The following is a 19,599-nucleotide window of genomic DNA, read 5'->3' as shown; positions in this document are numbered from 1 at the left end:
GGAGGGACGACCGGGAGGAGCAACGGACGTGGCGAAGAGCACGACGCACCAACTGGCGGGTGGCACAAGGCCGGAGCTCGACCTCGCGAACGCCGCATGGCAGCCGGGCAGTCAGGGCGTCGGTGACGTCCAGATCGCCTTCGTCGAGGGATTCATCGCCATGCGTCACGAACGCAGGCCGGACGCGCCCGCCTTGGTGTTCACGCCGGCGGAGTGGCGGGCGTTCGTCGTCGGCGCGCGGGGCGGCGAATTCGATGTGATCTGACGCCCCGGGGCCGCCCGCCGTGCGCACCCCGGGACCACACGGCGTCAGCCGACCCGGGAGCCCTCCGTCAGCAGATCGGCGTGGTAGCGGCGGGCGACCTCCGGGTGGGCGCGCAGCCAGCCCTTGACCTCATTGCGGCCGTACTCCGCGAACAGCGGGTTGGCGGAGTCCTGGGTGACCCCGGGCGCCCGGTGCGCGTGCGGGAAGGGCACGGGCTCGATGCGCGCGTCCAGCCGGGGGTTGTAGAAGAACGGCACGGAGTAGCGCTCCCGGGTGCCGGGCGGGCTGACCACGCGGTGGTTGGTGGCCTTGAGATAGCCGTTGGTCGCCACCTCCAGCAGCTCGCCGAGGTTGATCACGAACGCCCCGGGCAGCGGCGGAACATCGCGGAACACCCCGTCCGCGCCCTCCACCTGGAGGCCGCCGACCTCGTCCTGGAGCAGCAGCGTCAGGAAGCCGTAGTCCTTGTGCGCGCCCACGCCCTGCCCCGCGCCGTCGGGGGCGCTGCCGGGGTAGCGGACCAGCTTGAGGTGCAGGTGGGGGCGGTCGGCGAAGGCGTCGTCGTAGAAGGTGGGCGGAGCGCCGATCGAGGCCAGCAGCTCGTGCAGCAGCCGCCCGGCGATCTCGCTCAGCCTGTCGATCCAGCGCAGCGCGGTGGTCCTCAGCTCGGGAAGGGCGGCGGGCCACTGGTTCGGGCCCTCCAGCCACCAGTAGCCGGGCTCGTCGCCGGTGGGTATGCGGGCCGCGCGCTCGGCGCCTATGTCGATCTGGTCCCGCCAGTCGCGGCTGCCGCCGGTCCGCTCGTCACCGATGCGGGTGTAGCCGCGGAAGTGGGGCGAGTTGAGGTTGCTGATGGACAGCCGCTCCGCCTCGGGGAGGGCGAAGAACGCGCGGAGGGTACGCATCAGTCCGGCGGTCTCGGACTCGGTGATCCCGTGCCCGGTCAGATGGAAGAAGCCCACGTCGCGGGCGGCGGCGTGCAGCGCCTCGTGGAAGGCGGCGCGGCCGGCGGCGTCACCCGACGCGGCCGAGAGGTCGAGGACAGGAAGCTTGTTGCTCATGAGGGTGTCCACAGCGTGAAGGCCCGGTTTCCGTACGGCGGTATGCCGGACGGCCGCGCTGCCGTCGCGGGGTGCGCGGACAGGGCAGGCGGGACCGGGAAAGCGGCAGGAAAGAGAGAAAGAGAAAAGAGGCCACGGCCCGGGAAAGCGGGCTGGGCGGGGTGAAGGTCAGCCGTAGTGGCGACAGGACATGCTCGTGACGCGGAGGAGGTCCACGTGGCGGCGTTTCACGAGCATGGTCACGTGCCCCATCGTATACGACGCCGAAACAAATGGATCCGCCCTGGTCGGACGGCCTGGCAGCAATGGATCTTCCGGATCCGGGCACAAGGGAATCCCCCCTCCCGCGGTGCTCGTGCACCCGCGGAAGGGGGGATTCGCGCAGCGGCGTCCGCCGTGGTCAGCGACCGTTGCCCGAGCCGTTGCCCGAGACGAGCGGGATCTCGCTGAGGATGTGCGACAGCGGGTCGTCGCCGTCGGAGATCGTCGAGTTGTCGGTGCACTGCTGCTGCTGCTGGGAGGTGAGGATCGGTACGTCCTGGATGCCGATGTTGAGCAGGGCGATCAGGGACTGGACGCCGATCTTGCCGATGCCGAGGCACGGCTTGTTGAGCGTGCCCTGGATCAGGCTCATCTGCGGGCTCTGCTCGCCGCCGGTCTTGGTGTTGCCGTAACCGGTGCGGGAAGCGTTTCCGTTCGCGACGTCCTGGTCGTTGCCGATCGCCATCGCGGGACCGGCGATGGTGCCGACCGCCGAGGCCGTCAGTGCGGCCGTGGCGAGTACCTTCTTGAGCACGTCTGTGCCTTTCGATCGATTAGCGCCTTCTCGGGGGAAGTGTCCTGAGTAACTAGGCCCCATTTGCCGAGGTTTCGGGCATTCACTCATTTGCGCCATCGGGCGATCCGTACGGAAAGGCCGGAAGTGTCGCTACTGCCTCGGGTTATGTCCCCCGCCGGTGCGGCGCATGGGGGTGATCGCGGCGGGGGCGTACCCGATATCGCTGGTAGCGTGCTGCGCGCGGCGGATCTTCGGCCGTCAGTCCGCCCGGACAGCGCCCCCACAAGCTGCGTCCGGGCGGGCTTCCGCGCTCCCGCGGGCCGGTCGCCGCGCGTGGCGGGCGGCCCTCAGGGCCGGCCGCGCTCCGGCGCGAACGGCACCCCGGACCGGAGGCCGCGCAGCCCCACCACCAGCGCCTCACCGAGGAAGCTGACGCCGATGTTCAGCTGTGTGGGCCGCGCGTTCTCGTGCATGCCCGCGCGCGTGGCGAGCAGCCCGAAGCCCGCCATGGCGGCGAAGGTGATCACCAGGACGAGGAAGGACCGTCCGGTGTAGCGCTGCCACAGCACCCCGTTCTTCTCGAAGACCGCGACGGTCGACCCGCGCCACGCGCCGGCCGCCATGCCCAGCACGGCGCCCGTCGCCGACCAGGCGCCGTCCATCGCGGTCAGCCCCTCGGCCTTGGCCAGGGATGCGACGCCGAGGCCGGTCAGGATCACCGGGGCCGCCAGCAGATCGCGGGCGTTGAGTGGCTCTCCCGCCAGTCGCTTGATCACTACGACGACCACCGCCACGGCGATGATCCCCCCGAGCAGCCAGCTGTGCACGTGGCCTCCTTTTTAGCTCGACTGTGCCAAAAAAGATATTAGCTCGGCCGTGCTATAAAGCCAACATGCCGAAGATCGTCGATCCCGGGTCCCGCCGCCGCGCCGTGGCCGCGGCCTTCCTCCGCGTCGTGGGCCGCGACGGCCTGGAAGCCGCCTCGCTGCGCAACGTCGCCGACGAGGCGGGGCTCGCCATCGGGTCCGTCCGCCACTACTTCAGCGATCACGACGAGCTGGTGATCTTCGCGATGGGGGAGCTGATCGACCGCATCGAACGCCGCCTCCGCGCCCGCGCCGGCCTCGTCCTCGCCACCGCACCCGGCGGCGACCTCCGCACGCGCGCCGAGGAACTGCTCACCGAGCTCCTGCCGCTCGACGACGAGCGCCGCGAGGAGGCCGAACTCTGGATCGCCTTCACCACGGCGGCCCGCACCCGGCCCGGACTGCGGCCCCGCGCCGTCGAGTTGCAGCGGGGCACCGTCACCCTGCTGGCCCGCGTCCTCCAGGGCGGCCGGGAGAGCGGCGGCCTGCCCGACGGCCTCGACGTCGAACTGGAGAGCCTCCGGCTCGCCGCGCTGGTCGACGGCCTCACCCTCCAGGCCGTGCTCGAACCGGACCGGCTGCCCCCCGAGCTCCTGCGCCGGGTGCTGAGCCACCACCTGGACACCCTCGGGCAGCACCGCTGACCGCACCCGTTCGGCCCCACGGCGGCCCGCGCGCGCCACCCGCCCCGTACGCCGCCGGGGCCCCGCGCGCCGGGCCGCACCGAGGGTCTCCCCGGCGTCACGGCGCGCCGTGGTGCACGTACGATGTGAGCATGTCGTTCCTCCGCCGCCGCAGCGCCGCCACGCCCACCGGGCCGGACTTCGACGTCCTCGCCATGGACCCGGGGGACTGGCCCGGCGACCTCGGTGCCGGGCTGCTGCCCGCGCCCGACGGCAGCTGCCAGGGCGTCTTCCTCCGCTACGACCTCTTCGGCGGGCGCGGCCCCGCGATGATCATCGGCAATCTGCCCGAGGGCTCCCCGGCCCGCGAGCTGGGCGAGGGCCAGGTCCCCTTCGAGGTGGCGCAGCTGCTGGTGGCCCTCGGCAACGACGAGCCCGTGCAGGTGCTGGAGACCGAGGACATCCCGGTCATGCACGAGGACAACCTGCTGATCGTGCGCCGCCTGAAGTGCTCCGAAGGCCGCATCTCCTGCACCCAGTTCGACCGCAGCGACGGCGTCCTCGTCACCATCGCCAGCTGGGACCGCCCCATCACCGACGAGCTCTACCAGCTGCTCAAGCCGCTGCCCGCGGAGATGTTCCAGCAGGTCTGAGCCCGCGGAACGCCCCACCGACACCGGAGCCCGGTACGCCTGCCGTACCGGGCTCCCTCGCTGTCCGCCCCCTCAGCCCCCGGACTGGCGCACGCTCACATCGGCGGCCCTGACGAAGGCCACCCGGTGACCGAACTGGATCTCGTAGTAGACGTCCTTGCCGCGGATCACCTGATGACCCGCCGGATCGAAGGACTTCGACCACAGATACTCGCTCGGCACCTGACCGCCCAGCACATACGCCTGCCCCGCGAGCAGTTTGTACGGCAGCGGTGTCACCTCCTGCACCGGCACACCGGCGGGATACGCCTCCTTCTCCGGATAGGCCCGTCCGTAGACCGGGACCCCGGCCGACCCCGCCTTGGAGGTGACCACCTTGCCCCGCGCGTTGACCACGGTGGGGTCCCACCACGGGTTGACGAACCACGCCTTCTGACCGAGATACCAGATCGCCGTCCAGTCGCCCTGGCGGTCGGCGACCGCGAACTGCTGGCCGGTGGAGGCGCGGGCCCCCGTGTCGTTGACGTCGGTCGTCGAGGCGCCGCCGTCCGGTCGCAGCCCGATGTCCTTCACGAGGGGAGCGTCCTTCTTCGGCGCCGTGTACAGCCGGACCGCGCCCGAACCGTGCCGCGCGCAGGGCTTGCCCGCTCCCTCGCAGCCCGTGTACCGCGGGGTGTTGGAGTCGTAGTCGGGCCGGATGGTGACCATCCCGCCGTACGTGCCGCCCGTGGGGTAGAAGGGCTTGCCCAGCAGCTCGAAGTAGTGCTCCCAGTCCCAGAAGGGACCCGGGTCGGTGTGCATGCCCTTGATGGTCGCCGGGGTCGTCCCCGGGACGTTGTCGTGACCCAGGATGTGCTGCCGGTCCAGCGGGACGTGCAGCTTGTCGGCCAGATAGCGCACCAGCCGGGCCGACGTGCGGTACATCTCCTCCGTGTACCAGGCGTCGGGCTGGGCGAGGAAGCCCTCGTGCTCGATGCCGACGGAGGTGGAGTTCACATACCAGTTGCCCGCGTGCCAGGCCACGTCCTTCGTCGGCACGTGCTGGGCGATGTGCCCGTCCGAGGAGCGCACGGTGTAGTTCCAGGAGACGTACGCGGGATCCTTGATCAGCTTGACCGTCGTCTCCCACGACCCCTCGGTGTCGTGGATGACGATGAAGTCCACCTTCTGCGAAGGCGCCTTGGGGCGGTCCGCGACGTCGTGGTTGCCGTAGTCCATCCCCTCCAGCTTCTGATACGGCGCCGGGACCGACTCGCACGCCACCGAGGACGGGCACTCCACGCCCTTCGCCGAAGGCGCCGGCAGCCCCAGCCGCCGCACCAGGTCCGTGCGGTCGGCCGCACGGGGGACCGCCTCCAGATCGACCAGCTGACCGGCGTCCGTCGTGCGCCGCACACCCGCGCGGATCACCTCGAAGACGTCGTGCGCGAAGGTGCCGGCCGACACCGCGTCCGCGGCGCCCGGATAGCTCGCCACCGCGCCGTACCAGTCCGCGGGGTCGGGGCTCGGCGGCAGCCCCAGCCGGTGCTGCGCGGCGGCCAGCAGAGCCGCACCGCCCTGGACGTTGGCCGCCGGGTCCAGGCGGAGCGCCTCGGTGGACAGGCCGGACAGCTCGGCGGCCCGGTCCAGCGTGCGCAGCCGCGCGGGAACCTCGACGGGCACGGGCAGCTCCGGGCGGACGGAACGCGCTCCGGCCAGCGGCCGGGCGCCGTCGCCGCGGGGGTCCTGGAGCTCGTCACCGCGGCGGGTGCCCGCCGCGAGCGCGGTGGTGGCGTCGGTGAGGTGCATGGGGCCGTAGCCACCGGTGACACTGGGCGCACCGGCATGGGCGTTCCAGCGGGACTGGAGATACGAGACGCCCAGCAGCACGCTCGGGGGCACGTGATACTTCGCGGACGCCGCGATGAAAGCCCGCTGCAACGCGCCCGAGCCCGGCTGCTCTCCGGCCCTGGCCAGGGGACCGCCCGAGAGGGCGGGCGTCAAGAGGGCGGCCGACGTCAGGACGCCGACCGCCCGGAGTCTGCGGCGGTTTCCCCGCAGGGCTCTCGGCAGGGTGGTCCGGGGGGCGGGGGCGGTTCCTCGCAATGCGGCCTCCTCGGGACGGCGGTGCCACCGAGCTGGATGGTAGGTGCGCGATCGGGCGTGCCGGACCGGACGTACCAGAGGTAGCCGCTGGATGACGATCCGTCAATCATGCTGATACGCCTGTGCGGGTGACGCTTCAGCGCGAAAAACGGTGGCCATCCTTGCCGGTGAACGACGACACGCCGCGCGGGGAGGACGCGCGGCGTGTCGGGGGGGCGAGCCGGGTGGGAGCGGTCAGCGGGTGCCGACCGCCGCCCTTACGGCACGCCTGGCGAGCGCGCAGTCGTCGTGCAGACGACGCAGCAGCAGCCGCTGCTCCTCACCGGACTCGGCGGCACCGGGTGCGGTCGGCGTGGCACCGGGTGCGGTCGGGGCCGGCTCCTGCAATGCGCGCTGGACAGCCGTTTCGTACGTACGGATCTCCCGCGTCAGCACGAGCATCAGATTCACCAGAAAGGCGTCACGCGAGACCGTGCCGGCCTGCTGTGCGTACTGGCTGATCTGACGCCGGGCCCCCGGGGCGTCCCCGAGGACGGTCCAGAGGGTGGCCAGGTCGTATCCCGGGAGATACCAGCCGGCCTGGTCCCAGTCGACGAGCACCGGGCCCGCGGGGGAGAGCAGGATGTTGGAGAGCAGGGCGTCGCCGTGGCAGAACTGCCCCTGGACGTGGGCCAGCCCGTGCAGCAGCTTCTGGAGGTCGCCCAGATCGCGGTCGGTGAGCAGGCCCAGCTCGTGATAGCGGGTGATGCGCTTGCCGTAGTCGAGCGGCATGTCGAACATGCCCGCCGGGGGCCGCCAGAGGTTGACCCGGCAGATCGCCCCCAGCGCCGCGCGGACATCCGCGCGGGGCGGCGGGTCGGTCGGATGCCGCTGGGCGGCGGCCGGCCGGCCGGGCATCCGCTCGATCACCAGTGTGCAGTTGTCGGGGTCCGCGGCGATCAGCCGCGGCACCCGCACCGGCGGGCGGTGACGGACGAACGCCCGGTACGTAGCTATTTCGTGGCGGAACCGCTCGGCCCACGCCGGAGAGTGGTCCAGTAAACACTTGGCCACTGCTGTGCTGCGGCCGGTGGATCCGACCAGCAGGACCGAGCGCCCGCTGCGGCGCAGCACCTGGACCGGGTTGAACTCCGGGCAGATGCGGTGCACCGCGGCGATGGCCGTGCGCAACTGCGCGCCCTGGGGGCCGGACAAGTCGATTCTCCCGCTGAGCGGTTGGCCGCCGAGCCCCGCGGGCCGCCGGGCCCGTCCGGCACCGAAGGCAGCTCCCGCAGCGTGGGACGGGTCGAGGTACGGTCCGCCGCCGACGTGCTGCGGACGGAGCTGCCGGGGCGGCGCGGACACGGAGGACGAGGCTGCATACATGTGCGGAACAGATCCCTTCGTGTGCCGGCGAATTACGGCGCTCCCCGGTCCCCGGGCCGTGGGGCACCCTGGGGAATGCCTTCCGGCTGTGGGGTGGCCGGGGTGGCGCGTTCCTACATCACACCCAGCCGCGGGTGGCACACCATCTGGCGCACCCTGGCGAACCCTGGCGAATACTCGCTTGGCCCATGACGGCCCGCTACCTTCAAGTCAGCCGAGAACCTGGGGGCTTGACGTGACGAGGGAACCCAACACCCGCCTAGCGGATTTGTTCGGCCTGGCCGGATGGTCCAAGGGCGAACTCGCGAGACTGGTGAACCGGCAGGCGGCCGTCATGGGCCACCCGCAGCTGGCCACCGACACCTCACGAGTAAGGCGTTGGATCGACATGGGGGAGTCCCCCCGCGATCCCGTGCCCCGTGTGCTGGCAGCCCTCTTCACCGAGCGGCTCGGTCGTGTCGTGACCATCGAGGACCTCGGGTTCGGCCGGCGAGGGCGCGCAGGCAAGGGGAAGTCCGCTGACGGGCTGCCCTGGCCGCCCGAGCGGACCGCCGCGGTCCTCACCGAATTCACGGGAATGGACCTCATGCTCAACCGACGCGGCTTGGTGGGCGCGGGCGCCGCGCTCGCCGCAGGCTCAGCACTCAGCAGCGCTATGCACGACTGGCTGCACTCCGATCCGGTTCTCGCCTCCGACGCTCCCCGCTTCACCGACCCCCTGCACCTGAACTCCACACACGCCGACCACGCCGGGCTCGACCGCTACGAGGCGGCGCCCGTGGGCTCCACCGAGATCGACGCCCTGGAGCACTCGGTCAACGTCTTCCGCGCCTGGGACGCCCAGCGCGGCGGCGGCCTCCAGCGCAAGGCGGTCGTGGGCCAGCTCAACGAGGTGGGCGGCATGCTCTCCTACCACCACCCCGAACACCTCCAGCGGAGGCTGTGGGGGGTCGCCGCGAATCTCGCGGTGCTCGCCGGCTGGATGTCCCACGACGTGGGTCTGGAGCCCACCGCGCAGAAGTATTTCGTCATCGCCGCCCACGCGGCACGCGAGGGCGGCGACCGACCGCGGGCGGGCGAGGCGCTCTCCCGCGCCGCGCGCCAGATGGTCCACCTCGGTCGCCCGGACGACGCGCTGGATCTGATGAAGCTCGCCAAGTCCGGCTCCGGCGAGGAGGCCCTGCCCCGCACCCGCGCCATGCTCTGCACCATCGAGGCATGGGCTCAGGCGTCCATGGGCCGGGGCCAGGCCATGCGGCGCACCCTGGGCGAGGCCGAGGAGCTCTTCATCTCGGACAAGGGCGATGTGCCACCGCCCAGCTGGATGCAGTCGTTCGACGAGGCGGACCTCCACGGCATGGAGGCGCTGGCCTACCGCACGCTCGCGGAGCACGATCCCGCGGCCGCGGCGGTCGCCCAGCAGCACGCCAAGGAGGCCCTGGCGCTGCGCGGCACCGGCTACCAGCGGTCCATGATCTTCGACTACATCTCCATGGCGTCGGCCTGCTTCATCGGCAACGACCCGGAGCAGGCGGACACCTACGCCCGGTTGGCACTGGTGTCCATCGGCGAGACGTCCTCGCACCGCACCTGGGACCGGCTGCGCGTGATGTACCGGCTCACCGGCCGGTACGCGGGCTACGGCCGGATCGAGGACCTCCGTCAGGAGATCAAGCAGGCTCTCCCCAAGGCTCCGAAGAGCCCGGGGAAGGGCATGCGCAAGGACCCGGACAAGGGCACGGCCGTCTAGGGCGGTCTGTGGCCTCTCCCGGGATCACATGAAGGACCTCTCCCGGGATCACACCCAGGGATCACACAAAGACCGGGATCACACAAAGAAGCGGATCCTCAAGTTCCGTGGATCTTCAAGTGCTTCGGCCGGGCCCGCGCACGGATCCCTCCGCGAACCGTCTCAACGGCGGATGCGGGCGATCAGCACGCAGGCGTCGTCCTCGCGCTCCTTGCCCCCGAACTCCTCCAGCACGGCCCTGACGCACTCCTGGGCACTCCTGGCCGTGGCGAACCGCGGTGCGAGGTCCAGCAGCCGCTCCGTGATCGCGGCGGACGGCTCGGTGCTGCGGGGTGACAGACCGTCGGTGTGCAGGACCAGCACATCGCCGGGCTCCAGGAGCTCTTCGGCCTGGGCGTACGCGGCATCGGGCACCGCTCCGAGCAGCATGCCCTCTGGGGGCCGGAGGGCGCTGCCGACCCCGCCGCGGAAGAGCAGCGGGGCGGGGTGGCCCGCCTGCGACCAGCTCAGCGTCCTGGTCGTGGGGTCGTAACGACAGCAGACCGCGCTGCCCAGGGCGGGCTGCGCGGAGGCATCGAGGAGGTGATTGAGCCAGCCCATCAGGGGGCCGGGCTCGGCGCCGGTGACCGCCATGCCCCGCAGCGCGCCCAGCAGCATGGCCATGCTGGAAGTGGCGGCCACACCGTGCCCGGTGAGGCCGCCCACGCTCAGCACGGTCCCGCCGTCCGGCAGTTGGAGGGCGTCGAACCAGTCCCCGCCGACCAGCGCGCTGCGTGCGGAGGGAAGATAGTGCGCCGCGAGATCGAGGGTGCCGGGGGTCACGTCGGCCTCCGGCACCGTGCTGCCCGGGGGGAAGACCAAGGAGCCGCGCCACGGCGGCAGCACGGCCTCCTGGAGCTCGACCGCGAGGCGGTGCTCGGTGCGCGCGGCGTGCCGGTGGTGGCGCAGCGAGTCGCGCGTCTCCTGCACGGCCTGGCGGCTGCGGCGCAGCTCGCTCACGTCCCGTAACACCGCCCACATGGAGGCTGCGGCGCCGTCCGCGTCGAGCACCGGCTCACCCATCATGTGCACGGTGCGCTGCGAGCCGTCACCGCGCACGATGCGGAACTCCCCGTCGATCGGCTTGCCGTCGACCAGGCAGTCGGTGACCATCGCGGTCAGCAGCCGGGTGTCCTCCTCCAGGACCCAGGAGGGCAGCTCGTCGAGCGTGGGCGCGCCGTCCTCGGGCCGGCGGCCGAAGAGCTCGAAGAGCTCGGGGGACCAGGTGACGTCGTCGGTGAGGAGATTCCACTCGGCGCTGCCGGCCTTGCCGAGGACCGCGCCGGGCTGCCGGCCGTATGCCCCGGCCGGATCCCCCGGCAGTGCCTCCGGGCTTCCGGCGCGGGCCGCCGCGCCTTCGTCGGGCAGCCCTTCCCGGAGCTGGTCCAGGTGCTCGCCGAGGTCGTCGAGCTGATGCGCGGCGAGCTCGCACAGGGCGCGCTGCCAGCGCGCTCTGGGGTCGGCGGGCAGCTCCTCGCCCACGGTCTCGCGACGCACGGCGTCGAGGTCGCCACGGAGCCGACGCGTGAGCGAGATCAGCGCGTCGACGGTCTGCTCGGGCGGCTGAGCGGCGGAACGATCCGTGTGGAGGGGGGACGGCATGACGTACTCCGATACGGGCGTGGCGCGGCCGGCGTTGGGTCCGGGGGAAAGGCCGGTAACGACTGTTGCACAGGGAGCGAGGGCCTGTAAGTGGTTTGGCAACACCCGATCCGGTGGTGTCGGTGGCATATGTCGAAGGCAACGGGGAGGTTTGTCAGGGGCATGAGGTATGGGGCGTTCCGGGTGCGGCGGGAGGTGTTCGGCGGTAGGCAAGGGGTGTGTCGTGGGCATGGAGACGTGGTGTCGCGCAGGTCGCGGAGGGGCGAACGCCGTCAAATACGGTCAAAGATCCACTGTGTCCTCGCGGCGCTCCCGGAGCGCCGCCGCCCGGTGCTCCGGGCCGGGGAGCCCCCGGCCTCGGGTGCCGGCGGCCCGGGGGAGGGGCGGAGGCGGGCAATTCGGGCGCGACTCGGCGGAATGCTCGGCTCCGGGTAGGCTGCGGGCGCTCGGAGACCTCGAGTTCCCGCTGTTCACCAGGCATGGCACCGGTGGACACCGGCAAGAATGCCGGACGACGGAAATCCCGTTGCCAGCCGACTCCCCGCACCGGATGCTGACCCCATGTTCGATCCAGACATAGCGCCCAGCGGCACCCTGCTCGGCCTCCTTCAGCGAGGCCGCGGCGACGGGACCCTGCATGCCCTCGCGGCGCCCCGGGCGGAGGCGCTCGCGGCGCTGCACCACTGCGTGCTGCACGACCCCCGGCGTGACTGGCAGGTCGAGAACCGCTCGCTCTATTACGCGCGCCTCCACATGGACCTCGACGGCGGGTTCGACGAGATCGAACAGCACCTCTTCCACCCCGACGACCTGCTCGACACCGCCGAGGAGCGCACCGGGCTGGCCCTCGCCGTCCTCGGCCACCTCGCGTCGTACGGCCGCACGGACGCCCTGCTGCTGCTGCGCCGCTACGCGATCTCCGGCGGGAACTGGGCCTGGGCTCTCGACGAGCTGGCCCTGCGGGACGACGACGCCGGACTGCTGGGCCTCGGGGAGAGCGTTCTGGCCCGCTTCCCCCTCACCCCCGCGGGTGAGACCGCGCTCGCCGCGGCCGTGCGCGACGCCTTCGAGCCCCGCCCCTGGCGGCTGTGGGCCGACGACCGGCTGTCGCCCACGACCGCCGCCCGCGTCCGCGCCGCCCAGGAACAGGGCTCCTTCGACCGCTGGCAGCGCCAGCTGCGCCCGACGGGCCCCCGGCCCGGCTGGAGCGTGCGCGAGGTCCTGGACTGGGCCCAGGAGGGCCTGGCCCTGCACCCCACCCAGCTGCGGCACGTCCCCGCGACCCGCTGCCTCACCGCCGTCGCCGGCCCCGAGGACCGGCTGGAGATCATCCAGGCGGCCGCGTCCGGCCCCGAGGCCGCGCGCGCCACCGCCCTGCGCTATCTCGCCGAGCACCACGACCCCCAGGCCCTCGACCTGATCGAGACGGCCGCGGCCGACCCCGACGAGCTGGTCGCGGAGGCGGCCGTCACCGCCTTCGAGCGCATGCGCGACACCGCGGCCCTGGAGCGGGCCCGCGTGTGGATCCACCGCGCCGACGCCCTCGGCGCCGCCGCCGCGGGCATGCTGGCCCGCCGGGGCGCGGCGTACGACTCCGCGCTCGTGCTCGGTGCCCTGCGCCGGACGGTGCGGGCCGAGGGCCCGGACGCCGCGGTGCTGTGCGACCTCGTCCACGGGGCCGGGCGGCTCTCGATCGGCTGCGCCGCGCCCGTCCTGCGCCACATCTACCGCGAGACCTCCTCCTCGCAGCTGCGCGGGCGCACGGCGCGCGCCCTGGCGGCCACGGACCCGTCGTTCGCCACCGGCTTCGCCGTCGAGTGCCTGTGGGACTGCGAGGAGACCACCCGCGAGCTGGCCGCCCACCACGCCACCACGGCGGACGCGCGCGTGGTCGAGCAGCTCCGCAGACTCGCCGCCGACCCGGCCGAGGAGGCCGAGGTCCAGACGGCGGTCCGCAGCCGCTTTGGCCCCGAGGCGTCCTCGGCGGGATGATCAGCGGCATGACTTCCACGATCATGCCGCGCGCCGCGGCCGGCGGCCGGGCGCTGCTGCTCTCCGCCATCCTCATATCCGCCGTCGCCGTCCCGTTGGTGGCCGGGCCCGCAGCGGAGGCCCGGCCGCGTGCCGCGGCCGCCGCGGACAGGGACACCACCGCCGTCCGGATCACCGAGGGCCAGGTCGCCGAGGCCGCGCCCGGCCGCCCGATCCTCTACCCGAGCGTGACGAGCTGCCTGACGGTGACGGTCCATCTGAAGGACGGCGGCAAGGCGGGCGCGCACGCCAGCCTCTTCCAGGTGCCCGGCGAATACCGCTCCGACCGGATCCTCGCCGCGCTCAGGGACCGGGTCGGGAAGCGGCCGGTGAGCGGCGTCGAGGTCAAGGGCGCGGTCGGCGCCTGGTACCCCGGCTACTTCACCAAGGCCATCGAGAGCTATGGCGAGGGCGAGACCGTTCCCTACCCCACGGCGCCCGACGCGGAAGGCATCGCGAAGGCGGTGGCCTCGGGGCTCGGCGTGCCGCGCGCGAAGGTCACCGTCGAGGACCTCCCCGACGGCGATCTGACCGTCAACTGATCCGCTCGGCGGGCGGAACGGCAGCCCGGAGCCACCCGCCGGTACCGGCTTTCCCGTCGTCACCTGCTTGAATCGGATTGGCTGAACGTCAACCGGACTTCAACTGACCGCGCCGCCGTGCCAAGCTGGGGCGACGGACGCCATGACCAGGAGGTTTTTGATGACGGACAGCAACGCGTCCCAGGACACGCCCGAAATCGGCGCCGAGGACGATGTGAAGCGGAAGTTCCGCGAGGCACTGGAGCGCAAGCGCGGCCAGTCGGCCGAGGGCGGCGCCAACGGCCAGAGCCGCGACGGCTCCAAGATCCACGGCACCCACGGCAAGGCGGGCGGCCAGCGCTCCTTCCGTCGCAAGAGCGGCTGACCGTCCCCTCGGTCAGGTACGGCGGCGCCCGAAGGCCCGCCGTGCCAGCCGGATCGCCAGCGCGATCAGCAGCACCACGAAGAGCACGACGATGATCAGCACCACCAGCAGGAAGATGCCCAGCTTCGCGAAGAAGCCCTTCTTCTTTTTCTTCTTCGCCTTCGCGGCCGTGACCTGGTGGTCCACAGCGGTTCGGGCGGTCTGCCGCGCCCCGTGACGTACGGCGGCGGGTGCCTGGGCCGCGTCGGCGGTGCCCGTCGCGGCCACCGTCCGGCCGGCGGACGCCACCGTCCGGGCCGGGCTCTGGGCCGCAGCGGCCGGCACGAGCAGGGCGGCCGCCAGGGCCAGGGCCGCGACGACGGCCGCACGGCGGGTGCGCCGGTCCCGGCGCCGCACGGCGTCCGCCGACCGCCCCTCGCGCGGTGGCCCGTCAGCTTCCAACTCAGCGATCATCCATGCCCCCATGGTGTGCTGGGTGTCCCTGGCAGCGCAGGCGGTACCGGCGGGCGAACCGCCGGCGTCCCCATTATCCGCCCACCGCGGGCGACTTGAGCAGGGCGCGTTCCGGGCCGACGGGGCGCGACGGAATCGCGACAGACGCGCCCCGTACGACCGGACGCACCCGATCGGGCCGGCCGGGCCCGGCGACCTGGCGCGTTCGTACGGGGAAGCGCGGGCGGCCGGCGCCCGGTCACGGCGGCCGTCCGCCGCCGCGCGTCCACCATCCCGCCCGAAGTCAACACCCCACCCGTCACTGTCACCCCGCAGGACCGCCCCGCATCGCGTCGCGCCCCCGGCACCCGCCGCCCGCCTGGAAAGCTGGAGCCGCGAGGCCCCGGACCCGCCGACGCCTCCGTTCCCCGAACGCACACCGCGAGGACCCGTGACCCTCGACCCGCCCCTGCACTCCGTCGCCCCCGAGCGGTCCCCGGCCGCCTTCTTCTCGCGCTACTACACGCGGCGCACGGAGGAACTGTGGCCCCGGCCCGACGACGCCCTCGACTCCCTGGCCCGCTACGCCCTGCTGCCCCACGGCAAACTGCTGCGCCCCAGGCTGTTCCTGCTGTGCGTCGCGGCACTGGGCGGCGACCTCGCCCAGGCCGCCTCCCTCGCGGCCGCCCTGGAGAGCCACCACACCGCGAGCCTGGTGCACGACGACCTCATCGACGGGGACGCCGAGCGCCGGGGCCGCCCCTCGGTCCACGCGCGCTTCGGCACCGACCGGGCCCTGCTCGTGGGCGACGCCCTGATGTGCCGATCCTTCGCCGACGTCGCCCACTGCCGCGGCCAGGGGCTCGCCCCCGAACTGCTGCTGGACGTCATCGCCCTGGCGGGCGACACCGGCGTCGAGATCTGCCGGGGCCAGCTGCTGGAGGACCGGATGCGCACCGACCTGGGCTGCGGCCTCGACGCCTATCTCGCCATGATCACCCTCAAGACCGCCGCCCTGCTGCGCTCCACCTGCCGCATGGCGGCACTCGTCACCGGCGCCGGCCCCGAGGTGACCGCGGCGCTCACCGCCTACGGCGAGACCCTGGGCGTCGCCTTCCAGATGCGCGACGACCTCCTGCCGTACCGCGCCCAGGAGGTGCGGTCGCGGACCGGCAAGCCCATGGCCAGCGACCTGCGCAACCGCCGCCCCACGCTGCCGCTGCTCCTCGCCCTGGAGCGGGCCACCCCGCGGCAGGCCCGGCGCCTGCGGCGACTGTTCCTGCGGGGCGAGGGGCGGCGGGCGCGCGGCAGACTGACCGCGCTGGTGCACGAAGTGAAGGCAGTGGAAGCGGCGGTGGGGATGCTCGACGCCTACGTGGAGACCGCGCGCACGCACCTGAACCGGCTGCCCGACACCGCGCACCGCGAGCAACTGCACCGGCTGACGTACGCGATGAGCACCAGCTGACGCGCGGTGCCGGGGCCGCGTGCCCCGGTCAGACCGCCGTGGCCGGCGTGCCGAAGTCGCGCAGGGCCTCGTTCACGATGGCCTCCAGGCGCTCGTGGTGCGCTCCGCGCCAGTAGACGCGCTCGCAGTCCACGCACTGGGCGAAGACGTCGTACGTGGAGCGCGTGCCGTCTTCCAGGCGCTCGCCCACCGACTGCTTGTCGGCGTCGCGGAGCGGGCCGTTGCACGCCGTGCACCGGCTCCAGGGCGCGAGGGCCGGGGCGAAGCGGCCGAGGACGTCGCGCAGTTGCTCGTCCGGCCGGTCGCTGTAGACGTAGGCGCCCGCCCAGATCTCCCGGCGCCGCAGCAGGCCCCGGTCGCGGGAGAGCAGCACCCGGCGCTCGGCCGCCGAGAGGGCCGCGAGGGCGGGGTCGCCGATGTCCTCGCTCTCGTAGGCGGCGTCCACGCCCAGCAGCCGCAACCGCCGGGCCAGCGTCCCCAGGTGCACGTCGAGGAGGAAGCGCAGCGGAGCCCCCGGCACCTCCTGCGGGCGCGTGACGGCGCGCACCTCGACGTCCTCGTCCGCTCCCGGGACGTACGACACCGGCACCTGACGCCCGTCCACCAGCAGCGCGCCCACCTCGGTGAGCGGGACGCCGGACGACTCGACGACATGGCCGAGCGAGGAGGCGCCGTCGGTGGCCACGGGGGTGCGCTCCGCGCGGCGGCCGGCGGGCGCGAAGAGCCGCAGTTCGGGGGCGAGGGTGAGGCGGATCCGGTAAGGGTTCACCCCTTCAGCATAGGAAACGGCCTGTCAGCATGGGAAACGGCCTGTGGGCGACGGCGGCTGCCCCGGCCCGGGGTCTCAGCCGGCACGTACGGCCGCGCCTGGTACCACCCGGCCGCCGACGTCGATCGTGCCGTCGGCGCGTGGGCGGGTGAGGATCTGCGAGGCCGCGCCCTGGCGGATGTCGAGGGCACGGCCCAGCCGGTCGGTGAGCGTCAGCGCGGCCGCGCCCGTCGCCTCGTCCTCGGCGATGCCGTCGCCGCGGCGGGGGAAGCCGCGGGCGCGTACCCGGCCCGCGCGCTCGTCCTGCCAGGCCCAGGCGTACAGCCAGCCTTCGCCCTCGGGAGGCGTGGGCAGCGCGTCGACCTCGGCCGGTGAGGCGTACTGCTCGGTGAGCCGTCCGGCCGCCCACGCGGCGCGGCCGCGCACCCAGGTGAACTCGCCGTCCCCGTGGACGCGGACCTCGCCCGCGGGCGGCCGCAGCACCTCCGTACCCAGCAGCCACCCCACGCCGACCAATGGGTGGCCGGCGAAGGGGAGCCGGACGCTGGGCGTCCAGATGTCGACGACGCCTCGGCCGGCGTCGTCGACGAACACGGTCTCGCTGTAGCCGAGTTCGGCGGCGAGTTCCTGCCTGGCCGTGTCACCGCGCACGGCCGCGCCGTCGTGGACGACGCCGAGGGCGTTGCCGCCCTCGGCGTCCGGTCCGGTGAAGACGTGGAGCACCTGGATGTCGATCATGTGGGCATTCAACATCAGGCGCGGCGCGCCGACCGGGTCAGGGCCGCCGGGTGTCCGGGGCGGCCGCGGGTCCCTGACGCAGGAACAGCAGCAACCGCGTCAGTCTCCCGGGCGGGCGGGCGGTGGCCCGCAGGGCGCGTTCCGGCGGCGCGGCGGGCGGAGTCCCGGGCTCTGCGGCCGAGGGGGAGCCCTCCGGGAGACCGGACGGTTCCTCTTCGATGACGGCGGCGGGTGGTGGCCCGGAGGCGTGGTCGCGGTAGGCATGGGCGCGCAGATAGGCGCCCATGGCACGCGCGGGGTCGAGGGGCATGACGTCTCTCTCCGGTCTCTGTGCTCTCGTACCTGCTGGATGTGCCGGGCGTGGTGGGCGGCCCCGGGCGGCGGGGCGCGCCTCGCCCTCAGCAGCGCAGGACGGTGTGACCCGCGCGGGCGGCGCACGCCGGAGCGGCGTCGGCGCGGGAGACGAGCAGGGGGAGAGGCGGCCGGGCGGCCGGGGTGGCCGGGCCGGTGGGCAGGGGAACGCGCCGCCCCTCGCGCACGGCACTCCCGGGGAGCAGCAGTGCGGAGGTGACGCACTCGTCGGACGGGGCGAACTCCGAGGAGGAGGTGCCCTCTTCGCGGTCGTCGCCGTACGCCATGGCCTGGACGCCGCCGCCCGCGAGGATCAGCAGCAGGGAGATCAGCACGGCGGCCGCGGCGCGGAGCGCCGACTGCGGCAGAGCGAGTCCCCAACCAGGCATGGACTTAGCGTAAGATTGCCATTACTTTGCGCGCATTCCTGCGTTCGGGTGATTTTTCCGGATCTCGCGGGAGGGCTACTTCCTGGCGGCGAGCTCTTTGTCCAGCCAGCGCAGCACGAGCGGGTACTCCTCGCGCCACGTCTGGAAGTTGTGTCCGCCCTCGTCGCGGACGAGTTTGGTGACGCGGACCGGGGGCTTGGCGGCGGCCGCGAACCTCAGGGTCGGCTCGTAGTTCTCCTCGCCGGTCTTGCTCGTCGACACCAGCAGGGACACGGGCGGCGGGGGCATGTGTTCGAGGCGCCAGGTCAGGTCGTTCTCGTTCCTGTACGCCTTGCTGCCGGCGTAGAGGTCGCCGGTCCTGCCGTCCTGCCGGGCGAAGTAGTCCGCGGACAGCCCCGCTGCCGCCCCGTACCGCGCGGGGTTGGTCATGGCGAGCTTCAGCGCGCAGTAGCCGCCGGTGGAGTTGCCCACGGCGCCCCAGGAGCCCACGGCGTCCGAGGCGCGGTACTGCTCGGAGACCGCCAGCGGGAGGTCCTGGTCGAAGAACGTCAGCGCCTGCGGACCGCCCGGCACGTCCGTGCAGTTGGTGTCGCGGTCGGCGACCACCGAGGGCCGCACGAGGAGATAGATGGTGGGCCGGATCTCCTTCGCCATGATGGCGGAGGACGCCACCTGTGGGATCTTGAGCTGGGTGATGAGGTTCTTGGAGACCCCCGGCTGGCCCGTGATCGCCACGACCACGGGGAACCTCTCGCTCGCGTGCTCCTTCTGGAAATACTGCGGCGGCAGATAGGCGTAGCCGTCCATGCTCAGCCCGCTGACCGGGCCGCGGATCTCGACGCGGTCCACCTGGCCCGCCTTCTCCCGGGTGCCCTTCAGGCCCACCGACTCCTGGCCCTTGACGGTGAGGGCGCGCACCCGCCCCCCGCCCTCCGGGCCCGGCTGGAGGGACTGGCGGCTGGAGGCGCGGCCGAGGAGCTCGTTCCAAGTGGAGTAGAAGCCGAAGGTGTTGTTCGCGGCGACGAGGAGCACCGCCAGGATGCCGGCCTGGGTGACGGCCAGCAGCCCGATCCGGGCGGCCAGGGGCAGGAGCCCCTTCCCCGCCGCGCGCGGCCACAGCCAGAGCACGAGCACGCTCACCGCGAGGGCGATGAGCGCGAGGACGGTGAGGAACGTCTGGGACGTGAGGCCCACGGTGGTCACTCCTCGTGGAGGGAGGTTCCCCAGGAGAGACGGGATGCGGCCGGTACGGGTTTACCGCGCGACGGCCGATGTCATCTTATGCCGGTGGGGAACGCCCGGCGATTCCGGCGCCGGGCGGGCCGGGGCCCGGGGCGCCACTCACCCCGCCGGGGTAGGCCGGGTCCCAGAACCCCCCCCCCCCCCCCCCGTTCCCCACCTGGGCTGGATAGGTCGGATAGCTCAGCG

At 72.9% G+C, this 19,599-nt stretch carries 21 protein-coding genes; 8 read left to right on the top strand and 13 right to left on the bottom strand.

The genetic code is table 11. The features are described 5' to 3' along the window. The first annotated feature begins 28 nt into the window (after positions 1–28). Complete coding sequence (locus tag ACZ4A5_RS07380; protein WP_467579357.1) at positions 29–265, top strand: DUF397 domain-containing protein; 237 nt, start codon at positions 29–31, stop codon at positions 263–265. A 44-nt stretch (positions 266–309) separates the two neighbouring features. Here the strand turns inward: ACZ4A5_RS07380 and ACZ4A5_RS07375 are convergent, their stop codons facing one another. The 4 genes from ACZ4A5_RS07375 to ACZ4A5_RS07360 all read right to left on the bottom strand — a co-directional run bounded on the left by ACZ4A5_RS07375 (position 310) and on the right by ACZ4A5_RS07360 (position 2,931). Then, a complete protein-coding gene (locus tag ACZ4A5_RS07375; RefSeq protein ID WP_467579354.1) occupies positions 310–1,326 on the bottom strand; it encodes an isopenicillin N synthase family dioxygenase in 1,017 nt (338 codons plus the stop codon). A 168-nt stretch (positions 1,327–1,494) separates the two neighbouring features. Then, positions 1,495–1,578 carry a putative leader peptide gene (locus tag ACZ4A5_RS07370; RefSeq protein ID WP_398872300.1) on the bottom strand — a complete coding sequence of 28 codons (84 nt, stop codon included), beginning with the start codon at positions 1,576–1,578 and terminating at the stop codon, positions 1,495–1,497. A 148-nt stretch (positions 1,579–1,726) separates the two neighbouring features. After that, positions 1,727–2,122: a rodlin gene (locus ACZ4A5_RS07365; protein ID WP_467579351.1), complete on the bottom strand. Its 396-nt coding sequence runs from the start codon at positions 2,120–2,122 to the stop codon at positions 1,727–1,729. Between the two features lie 329 nt (positions 2,123–2,451). Continuing rightward, positions 2,452–2,931 carry a DUF1453 domain-containing protein gene (locus tag ACZ4A5_RS07360; RefSeq protein WP_467579348.1) on the bottom strand — a complete coding sequence of 160 codons (480 nt, stop codon included), beginning with the start codon at positions 2,929–2,931 and terminating at the stop codon, positions 2,452–2,454. Positions 2,932–2,996: 65 nt separating this feature from the next. Between ACZ4A5_RS07360 and ACZ4A5_RS07355 the strand changes: the two genes are divergently transcribed. Both ACZ4A5_RS07355 and ACZ4A5_RS07350 read left to right on the top strand, forming a co-directional pair. After that, complete coding sequence (locus ACZ4A5_RS07355) at positions 2,997–3,614, top strand: TetR/AcrR family transcriptional regulator (RefSeq protein ID WP_467579345.1); 618 nt, start codon at positions 2,997–2,999, stop codon at positions 3,612–3,614. A 131-nt stretch (positions 3,615–3,745) separates the two neighbouring features. Further along, entirely contained in the window at positions 3,746–4,246 is a 501-nt protein-coding gene (locus ACZ4A5_RS07350; RefSeq protein ID WP_301889609.1) for a hypothetical protein, read from the top strand. Positions 4,247–4,318: 72 nt separating this feature from the next. Here ACZ4A5_RS07350 and ACZ4A5_RS07345 read toward each other — a convergent pair whose 3' ends face one another. Continuing rightward, positions 4,319–6,331, bottom strand: coding sequence for an N-acetylmuramoyl-L-alanine amidase (locus tag ACZ4A5_RS07345; RefSeq protein WP_467579340.1), 2,013 nt, complete (start codon positions 6,329–6,331; stop codon positions 4,319–4,321). Between the two features lie 234 nt (positions 6,332–6,565). After that, positions 6,566–7,696 carry an aminoglycoside phosphotransferase family protein gene (locus ACZ4A5_RS07340; protein ID WP_467579337.1) on the bottom strand — a complete coding sequence of 377 codons (1,131 nt, stop codon included), beginning with the start codon at positions 7,694–7,696 and terminating at the stop codon, positions 6,566–6,568. Positions 7,697–7,931: 235 nt separating this feature from the next. Here ACZ4A5_RS07340 and ACZ4A5_RS07335 point away from each other — a divergent pair, with 235 nt between their 5' ends. Then, complete coding sequence (locus ACZ4A5_RS07335; RefSeq protein WP_467579334.1) at positions 7,932–9,446, top strand: DNA-binding protein NsdB; 1,515 nt, start codon at positions 7,932–7,934, stop codon at positions 9,444–9,446. A 162-nt stretch (positions 9,447–9,608) separates the two neighbouring features. Here the strand turns inward: ACZ4A5_RS07335 and ACZ4A5_RS07330 are convergent, their stop codons facing one another. Beyond that, positions 9,609–11,087, bottom strand: a complete 1,479-nt coding sequence (locus tag ACZ4A5_RS07330) for a PP2C family protein-serine/threonine phosphatase (protein WP_467579331.1) — start codon at positions 11,085–11,087, stop codon at positions 9,609–9,611. 561 nt (positions 11,088–11,648) lie between these two features. On the opposite strand from ACZ4A5_RS07330, the gene ACZ4A5_RS07325 reads away from it, so the two are divergent. From ACZ4A5_RS07325 to ACZ4A5_RS07315, 3 genes are all read left to right on the top strand, one after another. Further along, positions 11,649–13,079, top strand: a complete 1,431-nt coding sequence (locus ACZ4A5_RS07325; RefSeq protein ID WP_467579329.1) for a HEAT repeat domain-containing protein — start codon at positions 11,649–11,651, stop codon at positions 13,077–13,079. Positions 13,080–13,087: 8 nt separating this feature from the next. Beyond that, on the top strand, positions 13,088–13,660 hold the full coding sequence (locus tag ACZ4A5_RS07320; protein WP_467579327.1) for a hypothetical protein: 573 nt from the start codon (positions 13,088–13,090) through the stop codon (positions 13,658–13,660). A gap of 160 nt (positions 13,661–13,820) precedes the next feature. Next, entirely contained in the window at positions 13,821–14,024 is a 204-nt protein-coding gene (locus ACZ4A5_RS07315; RefSeq protein WP_467579324.1) for a DUF5302 domain-containing protein, read from the top strand. 12 nt (positions 14,025–14,036) lie between these two features. On the opposite strand, the gene ACZ4A5_RS07310 is transcribed toward ACZ4A5_RS07315, so the two are convergent. After that, a complete protein-coding gene (locus tag ACZ4A5_RS07310) occupies positions 14,037–14,477 on the bottom strand; it encodes a hypothetical protein (protein WP_467579321.1) in 441 nt (146 codons plus the stop codon). 430 nt (positions 14,478–14,907) lie between these two features. Here ACZ4A5_RS07310 and ACZ4A5_RS07305 point away from each other — a divergent pair, with 430 nt between their 5' ends. Then, the gene (locus ACZ4A5_RS07305) at positions 14,908–15,924 is read left to right on the top strand and encodes a polyprenyl synthetase family protein (protein WP_467579318.1); all 1,017 of its coding nucleotides are present in this window, start codon (positions 14,908–14,910) and stop codon (positions 15,922–15,924) included. 28 nt (positions 15,925–15,952) lie between these two features. Here ACZ4A5_RS07305 and ACZ4A5_RS07300 read toward each other — a convergent pair whose 3' ends face one another. The 5 genes from ACZ4A5_RS07300 to ACZ4A5_RS07280 form a co-directional block, all read right to left on the bottom strand. Next, a complete protein-coding gene (locus ACZ4A5_RS07300; RefSeq protein ID WP_467579315.1) occupies positions 15,953–16,693 on the bottom strand; it encodes a Mut7-C RNAse domain-containing protein in 741 nt (246 codons plus the stop codon). A gap of 75 nt (positions 16,694–16,768) precedes the next feature. Further along, positions 16,769–17,431, bottom strand: a complete 663-nt coding sequence (locus tag ACZ4A5_RS07295) for a PhzF family phenazine biosynthesis protein (RefSeq protein WP_467579312.1) — start codon at positions 17,429–17,431, stop codon at positions 16,769–16,771. A gap of 37 nt (positions 17,432–17,468) precedes the next feature. Then, the gene (locus ACZ4A5_RS07290; RefSeq protein WP_467579309.1) at positions 17,469–17,741 is read right to left on the bottom strand and encodes a hypothetical protein; all 273 of its coding nucleotides are present in this window, start codon (positions 17,739–17,741) and stop codon (positions 17,469–17,471) included. A gap of 88 nt (positions 17,742–17,829) precedes the next feature. Continuing rightward, positions 17,830–18,171, bottom strand: coding sequence for a hypothetical protein (locus tag ACZ4A5_RS07285; RefSeq protein WP_467579306.1), 342 nt, complete (start codon positions 18,169–18,171; stop codon positions 17,830–17,832). A 75-nt stretch (positions 18,172–18,246) separates the two neighbouring features. Continuing rightward, complete coding sequence (locus ACZ4A5_RS07280; RefSeq protein WP_467579303.1) at positions 18,247–19,365, bottom strand: alpha/beta hydrolase; 1,119 nt, start codon at positions 19,363–19,365, stop codon at positions 18,247–18,249. Between the last annotated feature and the right edge of the window lie 234 nt (positions 19,366–19,599).

It is taken from the genome of Streptomyces sp. NPDC025618, from assembly GCF_055558795.1.
This window is presented reverse-complemented; position numbering and strand designations above follow the sequence as displayed.